Consider the following 23,923-nt stretch of genomic DNA (forward strand, 5'->3'; position numbering starts at 1 on the left):
GGATTGATCTCGTTTGAAGCACGATGGACGGGCTACATCCCGGTGAGCAGACGAAGGGGAACCGTCCGTGCAGTTCGAGGTGTGGGCACCAGAGGCAGACCGTGTGACGCTCCATCGCGAGAGCGCCACACGCGCGTTGGAACGCGATCCCGAGCGCGTGGGGTGGTGGAGCGGCGAGGCGGAGGCGAGCGACGGCACCCGGTACGGGTTCGCGGTCGACGACGGCCCGCCGCTGCCCGACCCGCGCTCGCGCCGCCAGCCGGACGGCCCGGACGGCCTGAGCGCCGTCGTCGAGCACGAGCGGTACGCGTGGCGCACCGCCGCGTGGCCGGGGCGCCCGCTGCCGGGCGCGGTGCTCTACGAGCTGCACGTCGGCACGTACACGCCCGAGGGCACCCTGGACGCGGCGGCCGACCGGCTCGGCCATCTCGCCGAACTGGGCGTCACCCACGTCGAGTTGATGCCCCTGTGTCCGTTCCCCGGCCGGCACGGCTGGGGTTACGAGGGCGTCTCCCTGTGGGCCGTGCACGAGCCCTACGGCGGCCCCGAGGGACTGAAGCGGTTCGTCGACCGGGCCCACGAACTCGGTCTGGGCGTCGTGCTGGACGTGGTGCACAACCACCTTGGCCCGTCCGGGAATTACCTGCCCGCGTTCGGCCCCTACTTCACGGACACGCACCAGACGCCCTGGGGCAGCGCCGTCAACCTGGACGCGCCCGGCTCGGACGAGGTGCGCGCCTTCCTCCTGGGCAGCGCGCTGGCGTGGCTGCGGGACTACCGGATCGACGGGCTGCGGCTGGACGCGGTGCACGCGCTGCAGGACACGCGCGCGTGCCACTTCCTGGAGGAACTGTCCGCCGCCGTTGACGAGTTGGCCGCCGAGACGGGCCGGCCGCTCTTCCTGGTCGCCGAGTCCGACCTGAACGACCCGCGGGTGGTCACCCCCCGCGCGGAGGGCGGTCTCGGGCTGCACGCACAGTGGAACGACGACTTCCACCACGCTCTGCACACCGCGCTGACCGGTGAATCGCAGGGCTACTACGCGGACTTCGCGCGGGCCCCGCTCTCGGCGGTCGCCAAGACGCTGACGGGCGGCTTCTTCCACGACGGCACCTATTCGAGCTTCCGCAACCGGCATCACGGCCGCCCCCTGGACCGCACACGCGTGGCCGCGCACCGGCTGCTCGGCTACAGCCAGACCCACGACCAGATCGGCAACCGCGCCCAGGGGGACCGTCTTTCGGCGTCCCTCTCCCCCGGGCTGCTGGCCTGCGCGGCGGCACTGACGCTCACCGGTCCCTTCACGCCGATGCTGTTCATGGGCGAGGAATGGGCGGCCGGCACACCCTGGCAGTTCTTCACAGACCACACCGACCCGGACCTCGCGGACGCCGTACGGCGGGGCAGGCGGCGGGAGTTCGCGGCACACGGCTGGGCCGAGGAGGACGTGCCCGACCCGCAGGACCCGGCGACCCGCGACCGCTCCTGCCTGGACTGGTCGGAACCGGAGCTCGATCCCCATGCGCGCGTGCTGGCCTGGTACAGGCGGCTCATCGCCCTCCGGCACGAGCAGCCCGACCTCACCGACCCCGACCTCAGCGACACCAAGGTGGCCTACGACGAGGACGCCCGCTGGCTCGCCCTCCGACGCGGCGACGTACGCGTCGCCGTGAACCTCGGCAAGGAACCGGCCGCGATCCCCCTGGGCACCCGCCCGGCGGAGATCCTGGCCGCGTGGGACCCCGTGGAGACACCGGGGGCGGACGGGTTGCTGCGGCTGCCCGGGGAGTCGTGCGTGGTGCTGGCGCAGGCGTAAACGCTTGCGCAAGCGTTTACGCAAGCCTTTGCGCGCTACAACTCCCCGTCCCCGCGCCGCAGTTCCGTCACCCGTTCCAGCAGGATCGCCTCCCAGGTGTGGCGCAGTTGGGCCCTGAGGAGCGGGAGGGGGCCGGTGTCGCGGTCCTTGAGGCGGTCGGCGAGGTGGACGACCGTGTCGCAGCGGGCGAGCCACAGGCCGCGCAGGCAGGGACGGGCGCCGTAGCCCGCGAGGGTGGCGGCGCGTACGGCGGCGGGGGCGCCGACGGCCAGCGCGAGCCCGGCGATGTCCTCCGCGGGGTCGCCGAGGGCCGCGTGGGTCCAGTCCAGGACGCCGCGCACCCGGCCGTCGGCGCTCACCACGAGGTGCTCGCCCCTGAGGTCGTGGTGGACGAGGACCGCGGTGGCGGACTGCGCGGCGAGCTGGACCGCGCCGGGCTGGGTGAGCTGGTGGAGGCGCGCGGCGTCGAACTCGTCGGCGGCGGCCAGCCGTCCGGCCGCCTGCTCGGCGGCGCGGCGCAGTGCCTCCAGGGAGCGCGGGGCGGTACGCGGGACACCGAGCGCCTCGGCCTGCCGGACGGGCACCTCGCGCAGCCCGGTGAGCAGTCCGGCCAGGTCGGCCTCACCGACGGCGGAGACGTCCTGGTCCTCGCCGGACCGGCCGGGCACCTTGGTGTCCAGCGTGTAGCCGAGTCCGGGCGCCCACTCGCCGTGCGCCACGCTCGTCGGAACGACGACGGGCAGGTACGGCCGTACGAGGTCGCGCAGGCGCAGTTCGCGGCGCTGTCGCAGGGTGGCCTCGCGGCCCGGGGCGAAGCGCAGTACATGGCGGGTGCCGACCCACCACGTGGAGTGCTCGCCGCCCTCGGCGACGGGCCGGACCTCGGGTCCTGTGCTGTCGGCCGCACCGTCCTTGAGCAGGGAACGGACCAGTTGTCGGACGGTTTCCGCGGTGGGTGTCGGTGCCTGGGTCATGGTCGCGCCGTCGCCGTTCGGGGTGTCGGGGCTCCTGGTCGTCGTCAGTCCACCAGGGCCATCTCGCGGGCCGTGTTGTTGAGCCGTCGACCGCCGTCCTCGGTCACCGTGACGATGTCCTCGATGCGCACCCCGAAGCGGCCGGGCAGATAGATGCCGGGCTCCACGGAGAAGCACATCCCGGGCACGAGGGGCTGTTCCTCGCCCTCGATCATGTACGGCGGCTCGTGCGTGGTGACGCCGATGCCGTGACCGGTGCGGTGGATGAAGTAGGGGCCGTACCCGGCGTCGTCGATGACCGCGCGGGCGGCCCGGTCGACCTCCTGGCAGGCGACTCCGGGGCGCACCGCGCGGAAACCGGCTTCCTGGGCCTCGCGGACGAGGTCGTGGACGCGCTGTTCCTCGTCGTCGGGTTCGCCGACGTGGACCGTGCGCGAGGTGTCGGAGCCGTAGCCGTCCTTGAGGCCGCCGAAGTCGAGGACGATCATGTCGCCCCGCTGGATGACACGGTCGCCGACCTCGTGGTGCGGGTTGGCTCCGTTGGGGCCCGAGGCGACGATGGTGAAGTCGACCTGGGAGTGCCCGAACTGCCGTAGCAGATCGGCCAGATCGGTGCCGACGTCGGACTCGCGGCGGCCGGCGAAGGGAACCTTCCGGATCTCCTCGTACGCTGCGTCGGCAGCCGCTCCGGCGGCTGCCATGAGCCGCAGTTCGGCCGTGTCCTTCACGGCGCGCAGCATCGGCAGCGCGTCGGTGAGGGAGGCGTAGGCGGTGTCGGGCAGTGTCTTCTGGAGTGCCAGCAGATGCATCGCCCAGGCGTTGTCGCTGATGCCGAAGCGGCCCGTCGCGTCAAGCAGCGCGGCGGTGGCCGCGTAGGGGTCCTTGCCGTCGGTCCAGTCGCGCAGGGTGAGGGCGTCGGCGCCGGGTGCCTTGGCCGCGTCGGGGGCCTCCAGGGTGGGGACGACGAGGACCGGGGAGCGTCCGGGGGCCAGGACGAGGACGGTGAGCCGTTCGGTGATCGCGGTGGGCGCGTAGCCGGTGAGCCACACCAGGTCCGGTCCCGGAGCGACCAGCAGCCCCGCGAGACCGGCGTCGGCGGCGGCCCGCGCGGCGCGGTCCATGCGGGCCCGGTAGTCGGCGGCGGTGAAGGGCTCGGGCGGGCTACCGGTCATTCAGGCCTCCGAGAACGGGCGAAAGGTGGCTACGGGCAGCATCCTGCCCGCACCCGGAGGCCCACGCGAGCCGATCGACGGGAACGGAGCGCTTCCGGCTCGTGCGCTCCCCGGCTCACGCGCGCGTCAGACGACGAAGCCGGGAGCCACGGTGAACTGCTGGAAGCCACCGCTGCGGTGGCGCACCGTGACGGTGACCTCCTTCCCCGGGTGGGCGCGGGCGACGGCGCGCGCGAGGTCGGCCGCCGAGTCGATCCGGGCACCGCCGAACGTGAGCAGTACGTCGCCGCGGACCAGGCCCGCCGTGTATCCGGGGCCGGGCACGTGGACGCCGACGATCAGGGCGCCGGCCTGCTCGGCGTCCACGGCCTCCACGCCGAGCGTCGCGGTGGCGGAGGGTGCCGATGTGGGCGAGGGTGTCGGGTTCATGGCGGAAGGACGGTCGGCAGGGGTGGCCGTCCGCGCCGGTTGCCGGGCCGCCTGGCGCTGCATGTCGGCGAGTTTGCTCATGCCGATCACGGTGGCGCCGACCGTGCCGAGTCCGACCCCCGAGAGCACCAGGACGGTCCCGACGAACACGCTGAACAGCAGGGTGATGAGCCGTCGGCCGCGGCGCCGCGCGGCGTGCGGGCGCCGGGTGGTGCCGGGCTTGGTGCCGTCGCCGGGTTCCTGGCCGGGCATCGGCTTGGGACGCAACGCAGTCTGTTCCATGGATCGCCTCCGGCAGATGCTCTACCCGGCGCACCGACGCCCGACGTGCCACGAACGAGTGAGACTGACCGAGGGTCAGGAGAGGGAAGCCGGCCACGTGTGAAGTACGCGCGCGTGGTGCCTCACTCCCGTTGCCGCTCCCGTTCCACCAGCCGTCCCGCCAAGCGTGCCGCCGCCCCTCGGGGCGCACCCCGGTAGACAAGTTCCGTGCGGTGCACGACACGTGGTTCGGTGAGCGGGACGGCGACCGCTCCCGGTACTCCGGTGGCCGCCGAGCGGGGCAGCAGAGTCAGGCCGTGGCCCGCGGCGGCGAGGGCCGTGAGGACGCGGACGTCGGTGCCGTCGTAGCGGAGGGCGGGGCGGAAGGCGCCGCCGCCGTTCGCCGCGCGGAGCCGCGCGAGGGGCACGCCCGCGTCGGGGGCGTCCAGCCAGCGGGCGGCGGCGAGGTCACCGAGGCGCAGGGCGGAGCGGCCGGCCAGGGGATGCGTGTCGGGGAGGAGGACGCACACGGGTTCCTCGGCGACGCCGTGGGTCGTCAGCGGGGCCACGTCGGGCAGCCGTAGCGGGTCGTTGGGGGCCGCGATCCCGTCGACCAGGCCCAGGTCGGCGGTGCCGGTGGCCACGGCGGCCGGGATCTCGTCGCGGGCGAGCACCCGGAGAGTGACTCCCGCGCGCGGGAGGGCGGCGAGGACGCGTGGTGCGAGCGCGGTCGGCGCGGTGGCGACGGTCAGCCCGTGTTCGGGTGCGGCGGCCATCCGTACGACGTCCGCGCGGGCCGCGTCCAGGCGCAGCAGCAACGGGGCAGCGTGTTCGAGGAGCCGTTCACCGGCGGCCGTGGGCGTGACCGGGCGGCGGGTGAGCAGCGGGGCACCGAGATCCTGTTCCAGGGCGGCGATGTGCTGGGACACCGCGGACTGGGTGTAGCCCAGCTCGCGCGCGGCCTCCGAGAAGGAGGCGAGCCGGGCCACGGTGACGTAGGTACGCAGAAGATGCGGGTCCATGCCGGACAGGATGCCCGGGCCGCATCAGCTCCGCTTATCGGGGGTGCACAAATCATCGTTGGACGTGAACCTCGGCGCGCGCCCACGATGAGGGACATGACGAACACCGCAGCTCATACGGACCGGACCGCCCGTATCGCCCTGGTCGGCGACCGCTCCCCCAACGTCGTCTCGCACACCCGCCTCCCCCTGATCCTGGACGCCCTCGCCGAACGCGACCGGCTCGTTCTCGACGCCTACTGGATCCCTTCCGAGGACGCCGAGGCCGAGGATGCGGTACGCGGCTTCGACGCCGTGTGGGTGCTGCCCGGCAGCCCGTACCGCAGCGAGGCCGGCGTCCTGACCGCGATCCGCACCGCGCGCGTGGAAGGCATTCCCTTCCTCGGCACCTGCGGCGGCTTCCAGCACGCGCTCCTGGAGTACGCCCGTGACGTGTGCGGGCTGACCCGGGTCGCGCACGCCGAGAACGACCCCGACGCCGCGGACCTCCTCATCGAACCGCTCGGCTGTTCGCTCGTCGGCCACGAGGCGGTGGTCACGATCGACCCGGGCTCGCTCGCCGAGTCGGTGATCGGCTCCGAGCGCACGGTCGAACGCTACTTCTGCTCCTACGGCCCCTCCCGCCACCTCGACACCCTGCGCACCCACGGCCTGCGCTTCTCCGGACACGACGAGGACGGTCACGTGCGGATCGCCGAGCTCCCCGGCCATCCCTTCTTCCTGGCCACCCTCTTCCAGCCCGAACTGTCCGGCGACGGCACCCGCCCGCACCCGGTGGTCCGCGCCCTGGCCCGGGCGGCGGTCGAACACGCCGCACGAACCGAGCGTCAGCCTGTCTGACCTGGGGTTTCCGAAGCAGCCCGGGCCCGTTGTCAGAGCCGCCTGTTACGTTCTGTGACATGACCGATCACGCCCTGCGGCTGCTCCGACAGCACACCCACCTGGCCGAACTGGCCGCGTTCCCCTTCGACTTCGACCTGGACCGGACGGACCACGTCGAGCAGGTCCGGCTGGCCTCGGGCGCCCCGCTGCGGCCGGTCGCCGGCGACGGCGCGGGCGGTACGTACTTCGTGTGCGCGGACGGTTCCGTGCTGTACGCCGACTCCGAGGGCTCGGCCGGGATCATCGGCTCCAGTGTCGACGAGGCACTGGAGCTCGTGATCGGTCTGCCGGGCTGGCGCGACCATCTGGACCTGTCCCCGTCCGACGGCCCGGAGAAGATCCTGGCGGCGGTCACAGAGACGGAGGACGAATTCCGCGAGGACTACGGCCTCGACGAGGCGCGGCCCCGACTCCGGGCCGCCCTGGGCCTGTCCGAGCGTTCCCCGGTCGAGCTGATCGGCATGCTGCACGCGGCCCTGCTGCGCACGGAGCCCGACTTCCTGCTCCTGAACGCCGAGGAGGGCGGCGCCTACAGCCTCCTCGACCGCCATCCCCGTCCCCCGCTGTGGGAGCCGGTGCTCGCCCAGGGGCGGGCGGATCTGGCGGCGCTGCGCGCGGGCGACCGTACGGCGTGGGACACGGTGGCCGGGGACCCCGTACGGCGTCGACTCGCCCTGCGGGCCGCGCAGTTCGACCGCGCGGACGGCGACCTGGAACTGCTGCGGCACCTGCTGCGACGCGAGACGGAGTCGTCGATGACGGACGAACTGCGGCTCGCCGCCGTGCTGGTGGGGCTGCACGGGCACATCGAGGATCTGCCGCTGCTTCACGAGGTGCGGGAGACGGACTTCGACACCGCGTGCGGGCTGAGTGAGATGCCGAGCCCGGACGCGGACGGACCAGCCCTCCAGGAGTGGGCCCGGGAGCTCGACGAGTCGCTCTTCGGTACGGATCCCTCCGACGAACCCCCGTCCACCTGGACCGAGTTGGCGGCCGACCAGGGGCTCACCGAGTTGGCCCGGGCGGCCCTGATCCGCCGGCTGGACGAGATCGAGATGGACCAGAGCCTGCTACGGCGGCCGGGCACCCCGCAGGCACTGGACCCGTCTCCCCTGCGCTCGCTGGCCTACGAGTTCGAGCAGTTGGGCGACCGCGTCCAGGCGTTGCGCGCCCAGCGCCTCTACGCCGCCCTCCAGCTGACGGCGTGGGACCGAGTCTCGGCCCGGCTGACACAGGCCCGCCTGGAGCGGGAGACGGATCAACTCGCCGCGGCCGGACGGACGTTGGCCGCCCTCCGGGACACGCTGGCCGACCCCGGTGACGACTCGCTGCGGCATTGGCAGGTCGTGAACCTCGGCCGTTTCCTCGCCGAGGAGCACTACGCCCTGACCCGCGCGCTGGCCGACGCGAACCTCCCGGAGGAGGCCCAGGTGACCCTGGCCGCCGCCGACGCGATACTCGGCGAGCTCTCGGGCGCCGCCGCGACGGCCGTACGGGAGCTCGCCGAGGATGTGGCGGAGCGGGTCCGGGACCCCAGGGATCTCGGTTGACGGGTCGTCAGGCGAAGGGCATTGCCGGTACCCGGTCCGGTACGAAGCCGTGCGAACGGCGGGCCAGGTAGGCGGACTTGTAGCGGTCGACCTCGCGATGCCAGTTCAGGATGCCCGCCATCCAGTGCTGCAGGTCCGTCACATAGCCCCGCATGATCTCGCGGGCCTCGTCCGAGAGGTCGAAGTCGTCGTAGACGACGGGCAGTTCGTTCGCGGCGACGTGTTCGAACTGGCGCATGCGCTGGGTCATCAGGTCGTGGACGACGCCGAGCGCGGTCGGGTAGTCGATGCCGAAGAAGTTCTGGACGACAAGGATGGCGTTGTGGACCTCACCCTCGTACTCGATCTCCTTCTGGTAGGAGAAGACGTCGTTGATGAGGCAGCCGTAGTCGATGGCCGCGCTCTCCAGGGCGCGGACCGGGCCGGTGCGGTAGACCTCGGGCGGGACCTTCGGGCCGTGGCCCATGCGGCACATGCTGAGGGTGAGGTCGGAGCCGAAGGTGGCGCGGCGCATCTCCAGGTAGTCGACCGGGTCGGGGATGCGGTGCTGGATCTGGTTGGACAGCTCCCAGACCCAGCTCTCGGTCATCTTGTTGATCGCGTCCTTCAGGGTGTGCCGGTCGTCCACGGGCATCTCGGCGGTGGTGAGGGCCCACAGGTCGATGAGTCCGCGTTCCATCGCGTTGACCGGCACGACGACCGCCGGTCCCTCGACGGGCATGCAGTCGGAGAGGCGGGCCGTGGTGACGCGGGCGGCGACGAGGTCGCCTCGGACGCCGTAGACGAGGGGGTAGTAGTCGTCGCCGTAGGTGCCCCAGGCAAGCCAGCGCGAGCTGAGGTCGAGGGCCTCCTCGGCGGCGTCCGGGTCGATGCCGGCCGAGCAGAGCGGGAGGTCGGCGGCGGCGAGCTTCTCCTCGTCCCAGACGCCCTCCTCCAGCATGCCCACGGAGTGCATCCAGTCGACAAGACGGTGCCGGGCGCCGTCGAGGTGCGGGCTCAGTTCGACCTGGAACGGCATGTAGAAGTCGGGGAGTTGAGAGGGGCCGACCTTCTGGAAGGGGACGTGGGTGTAGGCGCGCAGCCGTTCGGCGCCGGCCGAGGCGAGGAGGGCGCCGATGTCGGCGGCGGAGGTGCCGATACCGGTCGGTCCTTTCAACGGCGAGTTGTCGAGGGCGCCTTCGTTCATGTAGCGGCTGGAGCGCAGATGCCACTCGTGGCCGCCCGACTGCCAGTCCTGCAACCCCTGGGTGTAGGCGGCGACGGCCGCGACCTCGTCCGGGGTGAGGCCGTTCTCCAGGGCCACGGCGGGCACTTCGGTGAACGCGGTGTGCTCGAACTGGTGGAGCCGGGAGGTGAGGACGTCGTTGACGGTGTCGGCGGCCTCCTGGGTGGTGCAGCCGAAGAAGGTCTCCAGGACGAGCACGCCATTGCTCAACTCGCCCTCCTCCTCGACCTCCCGCTGGTAGGAGAAGAGGTCGTTGCGCAGGTGGACGCCGTCGGAGAAGGTCTCCATCAGTACCCGCAGCGGCCTCGATCCGGCGACAGACGCGGGCACTTCGGCGGTCGCGTACTCCACAAGGCCCGCCGACCAGGGCGCGCCGCCCACCTTGCGGCGCATCTCGATGTACTCGACGGGGTTGGCGACCCGTCCCTCGTTGATGTTGGACAGCTCCCACAGGGACTCGTTGAGGAGGTGCTCGGTGGCGACGGCGAAGCGGCGGCGCCAGTCGACGGACATCGACGGCACCGTGCGCGCCCACAGGTCGGCGAGTCCCGCCTCGACCGGATTCTCCGGCTCCGGAACGGGAGTCGCCAGGTCGAGCGGCATGAACAGCGGGAGCCGGTCCAGGTAGGCCTTGCCGCCTTCGCGGTCCTGGCTGCGCTTGAAGGTCTCCAGGAAGTGGTCGTCGAAGAAGAACACCCACACATACCAGTCGGTGATCAGCGACAGCGCGGGCCCGTCGCAGTCGGGGTGGGTGTAGGCGCAGAGCAGGCCGTAGTCGTGCGCGTCGAGGTCGGCCTGCTCCCAGATCCCGGAGCCCTCCAGCATGCCCATCTCGCGCGCCCAGGTGGAGGAGTGGGCGCGGGCCTCGTCCAGATGCGGGTTGAGGCGCGCGGGATACGGCATGTAGAAGTGCGGGAGTTCGAACGGCTGGGTCATGGCCGGGGCCCTACCCGCGCCCCTCAACGGCCATCCCGGGCAAGGGACATGATCACACCATCGCGTGATTCAGGGGTGAACCCATGAGTTTCCCCCGCATCTTGTGGCGTTCACTTCTACGCGCGCAGACTACGGGGGTTCACGCATCCCCTCCCTCACCGGAGTCCCGATGAACCGTTCCAGCTCCTTCTCCCGCCGCACCGCGCTCGCCTCCCTGGCCGGGGCGGCGCTGACCGGCACCGCGGCGTTCCCGGCATCGGCGTCCGGGCGGTACGGGTACGGGCGGACCGTGCGGTTCGCCACGTTCAACGCCTCGCTGAACCGGGCCACGCAGGGCGCGCTGGTCACCGACCTGTCGACGCCCGACAACGCCCAGGCGCGGAACGTCGCCGAGACGATCCAGCGGGTGAACCCGGACATCCTGCTGATCAACGAGTTCGACTACGTCGAGGGCGGCGCGGCGGTCCGTCTGTTCCTCGACAACTACCTGTCCCGGGGCCACAACGGCGCCCGCCCGATCCACTTCCCGTACCACTTCACCGGCCCGGTGAACACGGGCGTCCCCTCGGGTGTCGACCTCGACGGCAAGAACGGCGCGGTGACGACGCCGGGTTCGGACGCGTACGGGCAGGACGCGTTCGGCTACGGCTTCTTCCCGGGCCAGTACGGCATGGTCGTCCTCTCCAAGTTCCCGATCGACATCCGCGCGGTGCGCACCTTCCAGCACTTCCTGTGGAAGGACATGCCGGGCAACGTGATCCCGCCGGGCTACTACAGCGACGCGGCCCGCGCGATCTTCCGGCTCTCCTCCAAGAGCCACTGGGACGTGCCGATCCGGCTCGGCCACGAGACCGTGCACTTCCTGGTCTCGCACCCGACGCCGCCCACTTTCGACGGCCCGGAGGACCGCAATGGCCGCCGCAACCACGACGAGATCCGGCTGTGGGCCGACTACATCGGCGGTCACGCCCGCAGCGCCTATCTCTACGACGACAAGGGCGTCCGGGGCGGGCTGCGGCCCGGCGCGCGGTTCGTGATCGCGGGCGACCAGAACGCCGATCCGTACGACGGGGACAGCTACGACCACGCCGTACGGCAGTTCCTCGACCACCCGGCGATCAACCTGCCCGCGAAGCCGCCCGCCAGCGCGGGCGGGGTCGAGGCGGCGAAGCTCCAGGGCGGCGCGAACGTGGGCCAGATCGGCAACCCGGCCTACGACACGGGCGACTTCGGCGACACGGCACCGGGCAATCTGCGCGTGGACCACGTCCTGCCCTCCAAGGGGCTGGTCCCGGGCCGCAACGGCGTGTTCTGGCCGACCTCCGACGATCCGCTGTACCGCCTGGTCGGCGACGGCAGAACGGTCGTCACGTCGGACCACCGGATGGTGTGGCAGGACGTACGGCTGGGCTAGGCGCGCGCACCGCGCGGCCGACCCGGGTGCGCAGCGCCACGAACTCCGGCAGCCCCCGTGTGCCGAGCTGGTCGCGGGGGCAAGGGAGTTCGACCGGCAGGTCCAGCGCCACCTTCGCGCCGGGGCCCGGGGTCAGGACGACGACGCGGTCACCGACGTAAACGCTTTCGTCGATGTCGTGGGTGACGAAGACGATCGTCGTGCGATCCGTGCGGTGCACCTCCAGGAGGAGGTCCTCCAGGTCCTCGCGGGTCTGGGCGTCGAGGGAGCCGAAGGGTTCGTCCATCAGGAGCAGGGAGGGACGGCAGACCAGGGCGCGGGCGATGGCCACGCGCTGCTGCATGCCGCCGGAGAGCTGCCAGGGGTGGCGGCGGGCGGAGCCGGTCAGGCCGACGCGCTCCAGGATGCGTTCCGCCTCGGCGCGCCGCTCGGCCCGGCGCAGACCCTGGCGGCGCAGGGGCAGGGCGACGTTGTCGCGGACGGTGAGCCAGGGCAGCAGCGAGCGGCCGTAGTCCTGGAAGACGACGGCCAGGCGGTCGGGTACGCCGGTAACGGGTGTGCCGTCGATCGTGATCGTGCCCTCGCACGCGGCCAGCAGCCCGGCGACCGTGCGCAGCAGGGTGGACTTGCCGCAGCCCGACGGGCCCACCACGCACAGGAGTTGGCCGTCCGGCACGGTGAGGCTGATGTCGTGCAGGACGGGCTGGTCGCCGTAGTGCTGGCTCAGGGAGTCGAGGCGGAGCATCGCGGTCGGTCACCTGGCCCAGGGTTCGGTGTAGAGGGCGCCTTTGCCTGCGGCGACCCGGAGGTGCAGCAGGTGCGGGCCGTCCTCGTCGGGCGCGTGCAGGGTGCGGTCGAGGGTCTCGGGGAGTACGGCGGGGTCGTCGACGTAGGTCGCCGGGCAGCCGAAGGACCGGGCCAGGGCGACGAAGTCGACGCCTTCGATGTCGGTGCCGGGCACCGGGGCGATGCCGAGTCGGCGGCCCAGGGCGCGGACGGCCGCGTAGCCGCCGTTGTCGAGGACGACGTAGGTGACCGGTGCCCGGTGGCGGGCCGCGGTCCACAGGGCCTGCACCGAGTAGAGCGCGGAACCGTCGCCGAGCACGCAGACCAGTCGGCGCCGGTCGGCGAGCGCGCGGCCCACCGCGAGCGGCAGGCCCCAGCCGAGGGCCCCGCTGCCCGTGGTGAGGAAGCCGCCCGAGTTGTCGACGGGCACGCGCGCGTGGAGGGCGTCCCGGTGGCTGGGGGCTTCCTCGACGAGGACGCGGTCGCGGGGCAGCCGGGTGCGGAGGTGGTCGAGGACCAGTTCCGCGGTGAGGCCGGTGCCGGGTTCCGGCGGCGCCGGCGCCGGGCGGGGCGGGGGCGGTTCGCGGTCCGACTGCCGTAGCAGCGACGCGAGTTGAGCGACGGCGGGCTTGAGGGTGGTGACGATGCTGGTCCCGGTCGGCAGCCAGGCCGCCTGCGCGGGGTCGCAGTCCAGGTGGTGGAGTTCGGTGCCGGGATGGAGGAGCGGTCCGCCGTCGTCGAAGTGGTAGGTGAACACGGGCGCGCCGAGGGCCACGACAACGTCGTACGGCCGTAGTCGCGCGGCCAGTTGGCCTGCCACCGGTGGCAGGAAGCCCTGGAAGAGGGGGTGGGACTCGGGGAAGCCAGAGCGGCCGGAGAGCGGGCTGATCCAGACGCCCGCGCGGGTGCGTTCGGCCAGGGCGCGGACCTCGGGGAGGGCGTCCTCGTCGTCGACGCCGGGGCCGACGACCAGTGCGGGGCGGGCGCAGACGTCCAGTCGGGCCGCGAGGGCGGCCAGGGCGTGCGGGTCGGCGGTGAAGCCGGCGTGCAGGGTGCGCGGCTGGACGGGGACGGCGGGCTGGTCCCAGTCGTCCTCGGGGACGGAGACGAACACCGGTCCGCGCGGGGGTGTCATCGCGACGCGGTGGGCCTCGGCGAGTACGGCGGGGACGTCGGCGGCGCGTTCCGGCTGGTGGGCGAACTTGACGTAGGGGCGCGGGAATTCGGCCGGCCGGTCGGCGCCGAGGAACGGGCGCAGCTGGAGCAGGGAGCGCGCCTGCTGGCCCGCCAGAATCACCAGCGGGACGCGGTCGCGGTGGGCGTTGAAGACCGCGCCGAGGGCGTGGCCGACACCGCCGGCCGAGTGCAGGCTGACGAACGCGGCGCTGCGGGTGCCCAGCGCGTGGCCCGCGGCCATGGCGACGGCGGTGGACTCCTGGAGGCCGAGGACGTAGGTGAAGTCCTCGGGCCAGTCGCGGAACATGCGCAGTTCGGTGGAGCCCGGGTTGCCGAAGACCGTGGTCATCCCGGTGTCGCGGAGGAACTGGACGACGGCGTCCAGGACGGTTGCCTTCATGTGGTCCTTCCCTTGCGGCTTCCTTCGTGGTTCCGCTTGCCGGTGAGCCGCCTCTCGACCGTCAGCAGGCCGGTGTTGAGCAGGTACCCCAGGGCGCCGAGCAGGACCAGTACCGCCCATACGGTGAGCAGGTCGGAGCGCGACTGGGCGTCGGTGAGCGCGAAGCCGATGCCGTTCGCGGTGCCCGGCAGCAGCTCGGAGAAGACCATGAGAATGAGGCAGAGCGAGAGGCTGAGCCGCAGGCCCGCGAAGATGCGGGGCAGCGCGGAGGGCAGCAGCAGGAACCACAGGCGTTCGACCGCGGTCAGCCGCAGTACGGCGGCGACGTCGAGCCGGAGCGGGTCGGTGTCGCGGGCGCCCTCCGCGGTGTTGATCAGCACCGGCCAGACAGCGCCGAACACGATCGACGCGAGCTGCATCGGCGTACCGAAGTCGAACACGACGACGAACACCGGCACGAGCGTGGGCGGTGGCACGGCCCGCGCGAACTGGAGCACCGGGTCGCAGAGGGCGTAGGCCCGGGGCGAGCGGCCGACCAGGATGCCGAGGCCGATCCCGGCGACGGCGGCGAGCACGAACCCCGCGGACATCCGCCCGAGGCTGGGCAGGATGGTGTCGACGGCGGCCGGGGTGAGGAACGCGTGTCCGACCGGCCCCGAGAACCACAGGTCGTAGGCATGGCGCGCGATATGGGCGGGCGTCGGGAAGTAGACACTGCCGTGCGCGCGGGCGGCCAACTGCCAGGCGGCCAGGGCGAGTACGAGGACCAGCACGCGCGGGAGAGCACCGCGGGCGAGGTGCGCGATGCGCGCCGCCGCGCCACGGTCTGCGGGACGGCGCGACTCGGAGGTCGGTGCAACGCTCACGACGGCACCCCGGCGTCGGCGGCCCCGCCGCCGTGAAGGTCGCGTCGCGCGCCGCCCCGCCCGGACCTCCTCCACGCCCCGCGCGCCGCGCCCGGCGATCCTTGGGCCCCCGCCCTCCAGGGAAACGCCCTCCGCTCCCCCCACACCAGCACTCCGTTGATCACCAGCCCCAGCACCCCCGCCCACACCACTCCAGCCAGCACGTCCCGGGTGCCGTCCGTGGCCAGTTGGGCCTGGGCGATGAAGATGCCGAGGCCCTGGCCGAAGCCGGAGAGGAGTTCGGTGGCTGTCGCGAGGACGAGCGCTGTGGCGGCCGAGATGCGGAGGCCGGCGGCGATGAAGGGGGCCGTGGCGGGGAGTTCGACGCGCAGGAGTATCGACAGGCGGCCGAAGCCGAAGGTGCGCAGGGTGTCCTTGGCGAGGGGGTCGGTCTCGCCCAGGCCGTAGACGGTGTTGAAGAGGATGGGCCAGATCGAGGCGTAGGTGATCAGCGCGACCTCGGTCCCGGTGCCGGAGCCGAGGAGCAGGGAGACGAGGGGGATCAGGGCGACGGACGGGAGCGGACGGAGGAATTCGATGACCGCGCGTACGGCGTCGTCGACCACCGGCAGGCTGCCCAGCAGCAGACCCAGAGGAATCGCGATGGCGCAGGCGAGGCCGAGGCCGAGTGCCCAGGCCCGGAGGGTGACCGCGACGTCGTTGAGGAACGTGCGGTCGCCCGCCAACTCGACTGCGCGGGCCAGGACTTCGGACGCTGGTGGCAGGTAGCTGCGTCGTACGAGGCCTGCTCTGCCGACCACCTCGCAGGTGCCGAGGGCCAGGAGGACGCCGAGGGCGCCCAGGGTGAGTTCCTGGCGGCGGTTCACTTGACGAGGAGCGTGGCCGGGTCGATCGGTTTCTTCAACAGCCCCTGTTTCCGCATGAGTTCGGTGAGCCGGCGCAGTTGGGCGGCATCGGTTGCGGCCGGATAGGCGGGCAGGTTGATGGTCTTGGCCTGGTCCGCGGTCACCTTGGTGTACTTGGGGAGTTCGGCGCGTACGGCCGAGGGGTCCTGGGCCGCGATTTTCGAGGCGGCCTCGATCGCGCGCCGGAACGCCGCCGCGGCCTTGGCATGCTTCTCGGCGAAGGCGCGGGTGGTGACGTAGCCGCTGATCGGCAGGGACCGGACGGGCGCGGACCCGCCGTCGAGCAGCACCCGTGCCTTCAACTCGCCCTGGATCGCGCTGTCGAAGGGCTCGACCGCGTGGACGGCGTCGACCTGGCCCTTCTGCAGGGCGGGACCCATCTGCGGGAAGGCGATCTGGCGGTACACGGGGTGCCCGGCGCCCCGCTGGTCCAGGATCGCGTCGAGGGTGAGCGACTGGATGTTGTTGAGGATGTTGACGGCGACCGTCTTGCCCTTGAGGTCGGCGGGGGTCTTGATGGGCGAGTCCTTCGCGACCAGGACGTCCATCATGTGCGGTGCCGTGCGGACGCCCTCGGCGAGAATGCGGAGGTCGAGGGTGCCCTTCTCGTCGGCCTGGAGGAAGGTGACGTAGTTCGCGCTCGCGATCACGTCGACCTGCCCCTTGGACAGGGCGGGCAGGGCCTGGATGCTCTGCTGGACGGGCTGGATGGTGACGTCCAGCCCCTCCTTCACGAACAGTCCGCGGTCCCGCGCGATGTAGAGCGCCGCCGCGTCGGTCAGCGGCAACGCGGCCACCCGGATCTTCTGGTTCACGTCGCCCGCGGAGCCGGAGTCCCCACCGTCCCCGCAGGAGACGAGCACGAGCGCCAGCGCGATCGCGCCCGCCGCCGACCTTCCTGTTCCCACTTGTAATTGACGCGAAGTCGTCATGCGAGCAAGAAATACCAGCGTTTTGGCATGATCACCACATGCAGGTCGGACAAACCTTCACTGTTTGGAAAAATGCGAAACGAGTTCTCCGCCGACCCACGCGAGCGCGTCCGGCAGCACCTCCGTGGCAACCGGTAGCCAGAGGGACGCGGAGACCAGCCCGGCGTCGGCCAGCTGCCCCAACTCGTCCCGTACGCTCTCGGCGCTCGCGTCGGCTCCGCCCAGCGGGCGCCCTGGCACCTTCACCGCGGCCGTGAAGCCGGGCGGCACGAGGAACAGGCCTGCCGTCAGGGCCAGTTCACCCGGGTCGCGTCCCACCTCGGCGCCGAGCGCGTCGAGCCGCGCCCGTACTCCGGTGAGCCCTTCCGCGTCGACTCCGGAGCCGTGCCAGGCGTCGCCGAACCGCAGGGCCCGGCGCAGTGCCGCGTCGCTCTGGCCGCCGATCCAGACGCCGGGTCCGCCCTCGGTACGGGGCAGCACCCCGAGCCGCGCGGAGCCCTCGCCGCGCCACAACTGCCGTACGACGGCGAGCTGTTCGTCGGTCCGGCGGCCCCTCCCTGCGAACGGGACGCCGACTGCCGCGTACTCCTCGGTGTCCCAGCCGGTGCCGACACCGAGGGTGAAACGGCCGCCGGAGAGGCGGTCGAGGGTGGCGGTCTGGTGGGCCAGGATCAGCGGGTTGTACAGCGGCAGCACCAGCACGCTGGTGACCAGCCCGATCCGCCGCGTCGCCCCGGCCACGGCTGACAGCAGGACCAGCGGGTCCGGGGTCACACCTGTCGCACCGGCCACCACGTGGCCGCTCGCGAAGACGTGGTCGAGTCCCAACTCCTCGGCACTGACGGCGACTTGAAGGACCGCGTCCACCTCTTCGTCCCGGTCGGGCCACAGGCGGTGCGGTGCCACTCCGATACGCATCTCGGTCGTACTCCCCTCGCGCGACAAGAACGTCCGGCAAGAACGTCAGTGACCGATCCAACTGCACGACGGGCACCGGGGATACCCCGTTCACCCCTTCACCTGGATCAGCGCATGGGTGCCGCCCGTGCGCCAGCGCTGCCCCTCCGCCGCGACCAACGCGGTCTCCGTGTCGGCGTCGAGGCCGGTGATCACATCGGACTTGAGGGTGCGCAGGGCGGCGACCGGTCCCGGGAAGTACGCGGTGACGTCGGTGAACGGCGTGGTGGGGGTCCAGCTCCGATCGCCCACCAGGCGGCGGTAGTTGAGGTCGCCCTTCACGATCGTCAGGGTGGCCGCGGCGAACTCGGCGCGGAGGTCGGCGGGCAGGTCGGCGTACGGCAGCGGGGCACAGGAGAAGGCGTGGGCGCGCACGGTGAGACGGCCGTCCGCCATCGCCGACCAGAAGCTACGGCCGTACGTCGCCGCCGCACCCGGTGCCCCGGTCAGCCGGTGAAGCGCGTCGACCACGTCGGCGGTGGTGGCGTCGGAGACGTAGTACGGGTGGGGCTTGATGTGCAGGACCGCCCGTTCGACGCGCCCCTGGTCGAGGAGGTGGGCGATCAGCAGCAGGTCGGGGATGAGTTCGCGGCCCGCGTTGTCGGCGACGAGACAGAGGGTGCCGGAGAGGAGTGACCACAGTCGCTCGCTGTCGTCGGCGACCAGGGCCGGGACGGGGGCCTGCGCGGCCGACTCCGCTCCGGCGGCGGAGAGGCGGAAGCCGAGGTCCGCGCGGTTGCCCCAGAGGGAGCCGTGCAGCAGTGCCTGCCCGCGCTCCTCCGGCGACTTGCCTTCAAGCGCGTCGAGGGCGGCGAGTTCCTCGTCCGTCTCGGGTGCGTCGAGTTCGGCGCGTTTGAAGGGTCGGAACGGGTCGATGCCCTGCCAGGCGTCGGGGCCGAAGTAGCCGACGGCGCCCAGGAGTTGGCGGTAGAAGTAGCTCTCGGACCAGAGCCAGGGGACGTCGTACCAGGAGCGTCCGGTGTACTCGTCGGTGCCCCAGGCGGCCCACTGTCCGTGGTCGGGGGCGTCGGTGGGGAGGGGTTCGATGGCGCCCTCGGTGCAGTTCTTCAGCAGGGCGTCGAGGGCGCGGTGCTGTGCGGGGCCGTAGGGGAAGGCGTCGCGGACCTGGTGGATGATCGCGGGGTGCCGTTCGGCCAGCACGCTGTGGGGGAACGAGCCGGGCTCGTTGCCGAGGATCACGGGCGCGGCGGGGGTGTCGGGCATGCGGCTCACCGTACCGGGCGGGTCAGCCGGCGCCGATCTCCCGCTCCAGTCGCGCGGCGAGGCTGAGATAGCGGGCGCGGCGCGGTACGGGGACCACGCCGCGGATCACCAGGTGCCACATCTCGGCGGTTCTGCGGGGCTGCAGGGCAACCGGTTCCAGGGCGCGCCCGATGACGCGGATGCCGACGAAGAGTCCGACGAGGGTGCGGGCGACGGCGTCCACGTCGATGTCGGGGTGCGCGTCGGCCTCCGCGACCGCGCCGGCGAGTTTGCGGGCGGCGATGTCGAGCCACTCCGTGAAGGGGTGCGGCATCGGGGGCCGTACCTCGATCTCCCCTGCGGCGAGCCGGAGTCCGGCTCGCGGGATGGGACCCTCGACGGCCAGCCGGGTCATGCCGAAAGTGACACGTATCAGTGTCTCCAGTGAGGAGTAGCCCCGGCTGTCCATGTCCTCGGTCATCTGGCGCGAGGCCTTGGCCTGCATCTCCAGGATGGTGTGGGCGAGGTCTTCCTTGGCCGCGAAGTGGAAGTACAGGGCGCCCTTGGTGACTTGGGCGTGGTCGACGATGTCGCTGAGACTGGTGGACTCATAGCCCTGCCGGTCGAACAGCTCGGCGGCGGCCGTGATGATCGTTGTGCGGGTCTGTTCGGCCCGTAGCTGCCTCGCCATCGACTGAAACACTCCCGTGAAGGAAAAAACAACGGCCCATGCCGTTTTTTCTTACCCCCTGTACACAGTAGCTCACCGTCCGACGGCTTTGACCTCGCCCCCGAAGACCACCAAGTCCCCTCACGTTCCCATCACTTGCGTCTCTCTGTCACCCCCACCCCGACTCTTGACCACTTTCGGTATCTGTGGCACGTGTCAGCGACCGTTCTCGGCCAACGAACGACCGGCCACCCCGGGAAGGCACCCATTGGGGGCACGCCTCCACTTACGGGTCGGCCGGTCGGTTTCTGTGGATGACCTGTGAGGTCAGAAGGTGAGCTTCCAGCTGTTGAGTGTTCCGGTGTCCTGGGCGGCCGTGTCCTGCACCCGCAGCTTCCAGGTGCCGTTGGCGGTCTCGCTGGAGGCGTCCACCGTGTAGGTGGCCTTGACGTCGTCGGCGGAGTCCGAGGTGCTGGCGGACTTCAGACGGTACGTCGAACCGTCCGGCGCGACCAGGTCCAGGACGAGGTCACCGCGGTAGGTGTGGGTGATGTCGACAGCGACCTGGAGGGCCGAAGGCGCGTTGCCGCTACGGCCGTTGACGGCGATCGGGGACTCGACGGCCGAGCCCGCGTCGGGGATTGCGACGGCGGTGGTGCTGGAGAAGGTGGTCCCCGTCGTCGTACCGCCGTTGCCGCTGACGGCCTGGACGGTCTTGGCCGCGTCGGCGAGTCCCGCGCCGCAGCCGCCCGAGCAACTGCCGGGCAGGGCACGGGCGTTGGTCTTGATCGCCGACTCGATCCGGGCCGGGGTGAGCGCGGAGTTCGCCGACCTCATGAGCGCGACCAGGCCCGCGATGTGCGGGGTGGCCATGCTGGTGCCCTGGTAGTAGGCGTACGACTCGGTGGACGGCGTCCTGGTGCCGGAGTTCAGCGTGGAGTAGATGCCGTTGGCGGTGCCGGTGCTCGTCTGGCCGCCGGGGGCCGAAATGTCAACGCCAGTACCGTAGTTGGAGTAGGACGCCTTGGCGCCGGCGCGGTTGGTGGCGGCGACCGAGATGACGTTCGCGCAGTTGCCGGGCGAGTGGTTGGCGACGTTGTCGTTGTCGTTGCCCGCCGCCACGACGACCGTGGTGCCGCGGTTCACGGCGGCGGTGATCGCGCTCTGGGTGGCGGAGGTGCAGGCACCGTCGCCGCCCAGGCTCATGTTGATGACCTTGGCGACGTTGCCGTTGGCGGGGACGCCGGAGACGGTGCCGCCGGAGGCCCAGGTGATGGCGTCGATGATGTCGGAGTCGTAGCCGCCGCACTTGCCGAGGACGCGCAGCGGGGAGATCTTCGCGCCGTAGGCGATGCCCGCGATGCCCTTGCCGTTGTTGGTGACGGCGGCGATGGTGCCGGCCACATGGGTGCCGTGCCAGGAGGAGTTGCTCGCCCCGATGCCCGTACCGCACTCGTTGGCGGCGTAGTAGTCGCCGGGGTCGGCCGGGTTGCTGTCGCGGCCGTCGCCGTCGACCGAGACGGCGGTGTCGGTGATGAAGTCGTAGCCGGCGACGATGTTCGCGGCGAGGTCGGAGTGGGTGACGTAGCCGGTGTCGATGACGGCGACGGTGACGCCGCTGCCGGTCGAAGTCGGCCACGCGGCGGGGACGTTCATGCCGGCCGTGGACTCGAACAGGTCCCACTGCTTGCCGTACTCGGTGTCGTTCGGGTCGGCCTGCGGGGTGTTCAGCCGGTCCGGTACGACGTAGGAGACCTGCGGGTCGGACTTGAACTCGGCGATGACGTCGGCGACTTCGGTGGTGCTCTGCGCGTCGCCGAGGCCGACGAGGGCGGCGCCGGTGCCGAGGCGGCGCTGGAAGCCGACGTCCTCGCCGGTCTCCTTGCCCTTGGCGGTGGCGTCGGCTTCGGCGGCCCGGTTCGAACTCGCCTCCGCCGCACCGGACTTGTAGCCGACGATGAGGCGCTGGGCGAGGGTGCCGGGGGCGGCCTCGGTCTGTCCGGGCAGAGCCGGTGCGGCGGCCCGGGTGGGGGGTTCCTGGGCGACGGCGGCCGAGGTGGCCACCGTGGCGAGGAGGGCCGCGGAGACCGCGGCGACGGATATCAGGGTCCGTCCGGTGGGGAATGCCGTGGGAGTGCGCATGGGCTTGCCTTTCGTGGCCGGACTCCGAGCAGCGCGGAGCGGCGGTCGATTCGCTTCGTCGTCGAAGCGGTGGGGGGTCGATCCAGAGAGCGCCGGGCACGGGAGCCGCCTCGACAGGGGTTGCCTGTGGGTCAGCTGTGGCCAAACGATAGGCAAAGAGAAGGTCATATGGATACGGGGGAAACCCTCGGTCGGGCCGGAAACCGCCCTCGACATCGACTGGTTGACCGATCTGCCCCGGTTCACGGCAGTGGGGGCGGACTGAACGCGTGGGGCCCGACGGCCGTATGACACGGACAGACCGTTCCCGCCCCGGCCGAGGAGACGTTCCGGATGTCCCGGATGACCGCACACCGCACCGCCATGGCGGGCGCCGCCATGGCCCCGCTGCTGCTCACCGTCTGGGCGGCGGGTCCGGCGCAGGCGCACGGGGCGCCGACGTATCCGGTCAGCCGGGTGTACGCCTGCTCGCCGCAGGGCGGCAGCGCGGCCGGGACGGCGGCCTGCAAGGCGGCCGTGGCGGCGAACGGGGGGCCCTTCACCTTCTGGGACAACATTCGGGTCCCGGACATCAACGGTCGGGACCGGCAGCTGATCCCCGACGGGAAGCTGTGCAGTGGCGGCCTGTCCGACTACAAGGGGCTCGACCTCGCCCGTACCGACTTTCCGTCGACGCGGCTGACTCCAGGGGCGAAGCTGACGATGACGTACGCGTCGACGATCGCGCACACCGGCACGTTCAAGTTGTATCTGACGAAGGCCGGTTACGACCCGTCGAAGCCGCTCACCTGGTCCGAGCTGCCGACGCAGCCCTTCGCCGAGGTGAAGGACCCGCCGCTGACCGGTGGCGCGTACCGCATCAAGGCGACGCTGCCGACGGGCCGGACGGGGCGCCAGCTGATCTACACCATCTGGCAGAACAGCAGTACCGAGGACACGTACTACTCGTGCTCGGACGTGGTGTTCCCGGGTGGCAGCACCTCGTCCTCCTCCACGGGGGCGGCCGGCTCGAAGGACAAGGCGGCGAGCGCCAGTCCGTCGTCGTCCGCGGTCAAGTCCCCGACGGCCGCGAGCCCTTCGGCGAAGGCCGAGGAATCCGCTACGGCGCAGAAGGCCTCCCCTGCCGAGGAGAGCACCGCGCCGGGCAGCAGTCCGGTGGCGTCCGACATCGACGCCTCTTCGGGCGGCCCTTCGGCGCCCATGCTGGCGGGCGGCGCCGCCGCGGTGCTGGTGCTCACCGGGGGCGCCGCCCTGTTCCTGCGACTGCGCCGACGCTGAACTCGACGCGTACAGGCCCTGCTTGTCCTGCTCCTTAGTTGGTGTAGACCGCCGCGCCGCCATCGGTCACGGGGGCGTACTTCGCGGTGAAGTAGCCCGCGCTGAAGCACAGGGACGAGCCCGAGGTCTTGGTGAAGGCCTGGTTGGTGAAGTTGATGCTGGTGTCGGTGTTGCTCGCCGTGCCGCTCAGGCTGGGCGCCTGGTAGACGCAGGTGATGCTGCCCAGCAGGGTGGTCAGCTTGACCGTGGTCTGGATGGTGGAGCCGCTGGCCGGGGTGACGGTCAGGGTGCCGTCCGAGACGGCCGCGGTGGTGTACGGCAGGTTGTCGACCGTGATGCTGGAGACGCCGAGGACGCCGAGGACGTTGCTGGTGCAGCTGCTGCTGTCGAAGGTCTGCCCGGAGACGGACTCGGTGGCGGTGCCCGGCGCGGTCGGGTTGTCGACGACGGTCGCGGTGAACGTCGACGAGGTGCACTTGATGCCGCTGGTGCCGGTCGCGCTGGAGTACAGGGTGGCGCTGGTGCCGGTGGCCAGGGGTGCGGTCAGCACATCGCCGACGGCGACGGGCGTACCGGCGAGGCTGCCGGTGGTGAGCACCGGGGTGTCGGCCGCGGACGCCGGGACGGTGAAGGGGAGGGTGAGCGCGGCGACGGAGCCGACGAGGGTGAGGACGGTGCGAGTGCGCATGCGGGTGTACCTCTTCTTCCGAAGTGGAACCAGGGGTTCTTTGGGGGGTGGGGGAACTGGGGGGTGTTTCGACGGTGGCTGAACTGGTGCTTGGGGCGCGCGAGTTCGCCGTCGCCGGCCCGTGACGCCTTCTCCGTACGCGACGGGCCGGCAACGGCGGCCGGCCGGTGACCAGCCGGAGGCCCACGGGGGTTGAAGGCTTCCGGCCGGGCCGGGCGGTGGGGCGGACGGCACGGACC

The 23,923-nt window shown here is 71.7% G+C and carries 20 protein-coding genes; 5 read left to right on the forward strand and 15 right to left on the reverse strand.

Annotation, left to right across the window (positions count from 1 at the left end):
* Window positions 1–67 precede the first annotated feature (67 nt).
* A complete protein-coding gene (treZ, locus tag OH768_RS12570) occupies window positions 68–1,816 on the forward strand; it encodes a malto-oligosyltrehalose trehalohydrolase (protein ID WP_406453057.1) in 1,749 nt (582 codons plus the stop codon).
* A gap of 35 nt (window positions 1,817–1,851) precedes the next feature.
* On the opposite strand, the gene OH768_RS12575 is transcribed toward treZ, so the two are convergent.
* The 4 genes from OH768_RS12575 to OH768_RS12590 form a co-directional block, all read right to left on the reverse strand.
* Entirely contained in the window at window positions 1,852–2,790 is a 939-nt protein-coding gene (locus tag OH768_RS12575) for a phosphotransferase family protein (RefSeq protein WP_406453059.1), read from the reverse strand.
* 44 nt (window positions 2,791–2,834) lie between these two features.
* Window positions 2,835–3,962, reverse strand: coding sequence for a M24 family metallopeptidase (locus OH768_RS12580; RefSeq protein WP_406453061.1), 1,128 nt, complete (start codon window positions 3,960–3,962; stop codon window positions 2,835–2,837).
* Window positions 3,963–4,088: 126 nt separating this feature from the next.
* Window positions 4,089–4,673 carry a PDZ domain-containing protein gene (locus OH768_RS12585; protein ID WP_406453063.1) on the reverse strand — a complete coding sequence of 195 codons (585 nt, stop codon included), beginning with the start codon at window positions 4,671–4,673 and terminating at the stop codon, window positions 4,089–4,091.
* A 122-nt stretch (window positions 4,674–4,795) separates the two neighbouring features.
* The gene (locus OH768_RS12590; protein WP_406453065.1) at window positions 4,796–5,674 is read right to left on the reverse strand and encodes a LysR family transcriptional regulator; all 879 of its coding nucleotides are present in this window, start codon (window positions 5,672–5,674) and stop codon (window positions 4,796–4,798) included.
* Between the two features lie 96 nt (window positions 5,675–5,770).
* On the opposite strand from OH768_RS12590, the gene OH768_RS12595 reads away from it, so the two are divergent.
* Together OH768_RS12595 and OH768_RS12600 are read left to right on the forward strand one after the other, a co-directional pair.
* Window positions 5,771–6,514 (forward strand): glutamine amidotransferase-related protein, encoded by a 744-nt coding sequence (locus tag OH768_RS12595; RefSeq protein WP_406453067.1) that lies wholly within the window; start codon window positions 5,771–5,773, stop codon window positions 6,512–6,514.
* Window positions 6,515–6,573: 59 nt separating this feature from the next.
* On the forward strand, window positions 6,574–8,106 hold the full coding sequence (locus OH768_RS12600) for a hypothetical protein (RefSeq protein ID WP_406453069.1): 1,533 nt from the start codon (window positions 6,574–6,576) through the stop codon (window positions 8,104–8,106).
* 7 nt (window positions 8,107–8,113) lie between these two features.
* Here OH768_RS12600 and cyc2 read toward each other — a convergent pair whose 3' ends face one another.
* The gene (gene cyc2 / locus OH768_RS12605; protein ID WP_406453071.1) at window positions 8,114–10,267 is read right to left on the reverse strand and encodes a germacradienol/geosmin synthase Cyc2; all 2,154 of its coding nucleotides are present in this window, start codon (window positions 10,265–10,267) and stop codon (window positions 8,114–8,116) included.
* Window positions 10,268–10,436: 169 nt separating this feature from the next.
* Here cyc2 and OH768_RS12610 point away from each other — a divergent pair, with 169 nt between their 5' ends.
* Window positions 10,437–11,681: an endonuclease/exonuclease/phosphatase family protein gene (locus tag OH768_RS12610; protein WP_406453073.1), complete on the forward strand. Its 1,245-nt coding sequence runs from the start codon at window positions 10,437–10,439 to the stop codon at window positions 11,679–11,681.
* Here OH768_RS12610 and OH768_RS12615 read toward each other — a convergent pair.
* From OH768_RS12615 to OH768_RS12655, 9 genes are all read right to left on the reverse strand, one after another.
* Entirely contained in the window at window positions 11,635–12,426 is a 792-nt protein-coding gene (locus OH768_RS12615; protein WP_406453075.1) for an ABC transporter ATP-binding protein, read from the reverse strand. The genes OH768_RS12610 and OH768_RS12615 overlap by 47 nt on opposite strands.
* A gap of 9 nt (window positions 12,427–12,435) precedes the next feature.
* The gene (gene mdlC, locus OH768_RS12620) at window positions 12,436–14,043 is read right to left on the reverse strand and encodes a benzoylformate decarboxylase (protein ID WP_406453077.1); all 1,608 of its coding nucleotides are present in this window, start codon (window positions 14,041–14,043) and stop codon (window positions 12,436–12,438) included.
* A complete protein-coding gene (locus OH768_RS12625; protein WP_406453079.1) occupies window positions 14,040–14,909 on the reverse strand; it encodes an ABC transporter permease in 870 nt (289 codons plus the stop codon). The genes mdlC and OH768_RS12625 overlap by 4 nt, the downstream gene beginning before the upstream one ends.
* The gene (locus tag OH768_RS12630; RefSeq protein ID WP_406453081.1) at window positions 14,906–15,775 is read right to left on the reverse strand and encodes an ABC transporter permease; all 870 of its coding nucleotides are present in this window, start codon (window positions 15,773–15,775) and stop codon (window positions 14,906–14,908) included. Before OH768_RS12630 ends, OH768_RS12625 begins: the two co-directional genes overlap by 4 nt.
* A complete protein-coding gene (locus OH768_RS12635) occupies window positions 15,772–16,722 on the reverse strand; it encodes an ABC transporter substrate-binding protein (protein ID WP_406453083.1) in 951 nt (316 codons plus the stop codon). Before OH768_RS12635 ends, OH768_RS12630 begins: the two co-directional genes overlap by 4 nt.
* 81 nt (window positions 16,723–16,803) lie before the next feature.
* Window positions 16,804–17,664 carry a TIGR03619 family F420-dependent LLM class oxidoreductase gene (locus tag OH768_RS12640; RefSeq protein ID WP_406453085.1) on the reverse strand — a complete coding sequence of 287 codons (861 nt, stop codon included), beginning with the start codon at window positions 17,662–17,664 and terminating at the stop codon, window positions 16,804–16,806.
* 90 nt (window positions 17,665–17,754) lie between these two features.
* Window positions 17,755–18,927 carry a damage-control phosphatase ARMT1 family protein gene (locus OH768_RS12645; protein WP_406453086.1) on the reverse strand — a complete coding sequence of 391 codons (1,173 nt, stop codon included), beginning with the start codon at window positions 18,925–18,927 and terminating at the stop codon, window positions 17,755–17,757.
* A gap of 22 nt (window positions 18,928–18,949) precedes the next feature.
* Complete coding sequence (locus OH768_RS12650; protein ID WP_406453088.1) at window positions 18,950–19,597, reverse strand: ScbR family autoregulator-binding transcription factor; 648 nt, start codon at window positions 19,595–19,597, stop codon at window positions 18,950–18,952.
* Window positions 19,598–19,903: 306 nt separating this feature from the next.
* Window positions 19,904–21,718, reverse strand: coding sequence for a S8 family peptidase (locus OH768_RS12655; RefSeq protein WP_406453090.1), 1,815 nt, complete (start codon window positions 21,716–21,718; stop codon window positions 19,904–19,906).
* 333 nt (window positions 21,719–22,051) lie between these two features.
* On the opposite strand from OH768_RS12655, the gene OH768_RS12660 reads away from it, so the two are divergent.
* Window positions 22,052–22,996 (forward strand): lytic polysaccharide monooxygenase, encoded by a 945-nt coding sequence (locus OH768_RS12660; RefSeq protein WP_406453092.1) that lies wholly within the window; start codon window positions 22,052–22,054, stop codon window positions 22,994–22,996.
* A 34-nt stretch (window positions 22,997–23,030) separates the two neighbouring features.
* Here the strand turns inward: OH768_RS12660 and OH768_RS12665 are convergent, their stop codons facing one another.
* Entirely contained in the window at window positions 23,031–23,684 is a 654-nt protein-coding gene (locus tag OH768_RS12665; RefSeq protein WP_406453094.1) for a Tat pathway signal sequence domain protein, read from the reverse strand.
* Window positions 23,685–23,923: the final 239 nt, after the last annotated feature.

It is taken from the genome of Streptomyces sp. NBC_01622 (assembly GCF_045209635.1).
Taxonomy (GTDB): domain Bacteria; phylum Actinomycetota; class Actinomycetes; order Streptomycetales; family Streptomycetaceae; genus Streptomyces.